The organism is Mesorhizobium sp. M7A.F.Ca.ET.027.03.2.1 (assembly GCF_003999175.1).
Taxonomy (GTDB): Bacteria; Pseudomonadota; Alphaproteobacteria; order Rhizobiales; family Rhizobiaceae; genus Mesorhizobium.
On the sequence record NZ_RZOM01001052.1, the window covers coordinates 1 to 2,181 of the forward strand.

The following is a 2,181-nucleotide window of genomic DNA, read 5'->3' on the forward strand; positions in this document are numbered from 1 at the left end:
ATATCGCCCCACCGCAGCGTTCGACGAATATGTCTCGCCCCGAACCAGGTGACAGATCAAGTGCGCCGCCGGTTGCGCGCCCAACGTCGGCCACCGTTCCCGACGAAGCGCAGGCGGCACTTGCCCGCCAATTGGCGACCACAGCAACGACGCTGGACGAGCTTCGCCAGCACATGGCGGCATTCGAAGGCTGCAATCTCAAGGCCACCGCCAAGAGCCTGGTGTTCGCCGACGGCAACCCGGAAGCCGCCGTGATGCTGGTCGGCGAGGCACCCGGCCGCGACGAGGACATCGAGGGCCTGCCCTTCGTCGGCCGATCGGGCCGGCTGCTCGACCGCATGCTGGCGGCGATCGGGCTCGACCGTACTTCAGTCTATATCGCCAATGTCATTCCCTGGCGGCCGCCGGGCAATCGCACGCCGACGCCGCACGAAACCGAGATCTGCCGGCCGTTCATCGAGCGGCAGATCGAACTGGTCAATCCGAAGGTGCTGATCAACCTTGGCGGCCCGTCAACCAAGACCTTGCTCAACACCTCGGAAGGCATATTGCGGCTGCGCGGCAACTGGCGCGCCCACACGACGGCGTCCGGCATCGCCATCCCGGCCATGCCGACGCTGCATCCGGCCTATCTCCTGCGAACCCCGTCGCACAAGAAGCTGGCGTGGCGGGATTTTCTCGAAGTCAAGGCGAAGCTGCGCGCACTTGGGTGATTGGCCAATCTCCTCCACGAGGGGGGGAGATTGGCTGTCATCTCCGCTTTCGCCAATCTCCAATGTGGATAGGCGAACGCCGGCAAGAACTATGACCTCAGACGTAATTGAAATGCCCCCCTCTCCAGTCTAACCATGCCCTCATGACAACATCCCAAACCTCCGCCGGCAGCCTCATTCGCGAGTGGCGCACCCGCCGCCGCATGTCTCAACTCGACCTCGCCATGGAGGCCGAAATCTCGCAGCGGCATCTGAGCTTCGTCGAAAGCGGCCGCGCCGCGCCCTCACGCGACATGGTGCTGCATCTGGCCGAGCAATTGTCGATGCCGCTGAGGCAGCGCAACCAGTTGCTGCTCGCCGCCGGCTTTGCGCCGAGCTTCGGCGAGCGCTCATTGACCGACACCACGATGGCGCCGGCGATGGCGGCGGTCGAGATCGTCCTCAAAGGCCACGAGCCGTTCCCGGCACTCGCCGTCGACCGCCACTGGAACCTGGTTTCGGCCAATGCCGCCATTGCCCCCTTCCTTGCCGATGTCAGCGAGGCTTCGCTGCTGACGCCGCCGGTCAACGTGCTTCGCCTCAGCCTGCATCCCGGCGGCATCGCGCCACGCATCGTCAATCTCCAGGAATGGCGGACGCATCTGCTCGAGCGCCTGAAACACCAGAATGACGCGAGCGGCGACGCGGTGCTGATCGAACTCGAGCGTGAGCTGAGGACTTATCCGTCCGGCTTGAAAGGCAGCCGGCCGGTGTCGGTAGAGCCGAACCCCATCGTGCACCCGCTCAGGCTTGCGCACGGCGACCAGGTGCTGTCGTTCATCAGCACCATCACCGTGTTCGGCACGCCGCTCGACGTGACCCTTTCGGAACTGGCGATCGAATCGTTTTTTCCAGCCGACGAGCAGACGAGGACGGTGCTGGTTCGGTTGGCGAAGGAGCGAGCCGAGCTGTCGTAATCACCCTTCAGGCAAAGATGCCTTGCGCGTGCGGGTCCGCTCCAGGCCAAGCTGGCGTTCGCGCCAGATGATGAAGATGCCGGCGGCGACGACGATCAGGCCGCCGGCAAGCATATGGAGCGTGGCGACGTCGCCGAAGACGAGATAGCCGACGACGACGCCGAGGATCATCGACGTATATTCGAACGGCGCCACGACCGAGGCTTCGGCATGGCGATAGGCTGCCGTCATCAGTATCTGCCCGAGGCCGCCGCAGAAGCCGGCGGCAACAAGGAGAGCCGCCTGGAGCGGCGTCAGCGCCTGCCAGCCGAATGGCAGCGACAGCAGCGACATGACGCTCGCCGTCACCGAAAACCACAGCACGATGGTCGCCGTGCGCTCGCTTTGCACGAGATTGCGCACCAAGAGCATGGCGACGGCCGAGATCGCCGCGGCGACAAGAGCGGCGATGACGCCAAGCACTTCCTGGTCGTCGAGCGCCTCGTCGGAACTCAGCAGCGTCAGTTCCGGCC

Annotated in this window: 3 protein-coding genes; 2 read left to right on the top strand and 1 reads right to left on the bottom strand. The window is 64.8% G+C overall.

What is annotated here, in order from left to right; translation table 11 throughout:
* The coding region (locus tag EN750_RS30990; RefSeq protein WP_145968077.1) for a uracil-DNA glycosylase at window positions 1-713 on the top strand (713 nt) is incomplete at its 5' end.
* Between the two features lie 143 nt (window positions 714-856).
* Window positions 857-1,669, top strand: coding sequence for a helix-turn-helix transcriptional regulator (locus tag EN750_RS30995; RefSeq protein WP_127398998.1), 813 nt, complete (start codon window positions 857-859; stop codon window positions 1,667-1,669).
* Here the strand turns inward: EN750_RS30995 and EN750_RS31000 are convergent.
* Window positions 1,670-2,181, bottom strand: a 512-nt coding sequence (locus EN750_RS31000; RefSeq protein ID WP_145968078.1) for a DMT family transporter, incomplete at its 5' end; no start/stop codon positions are given.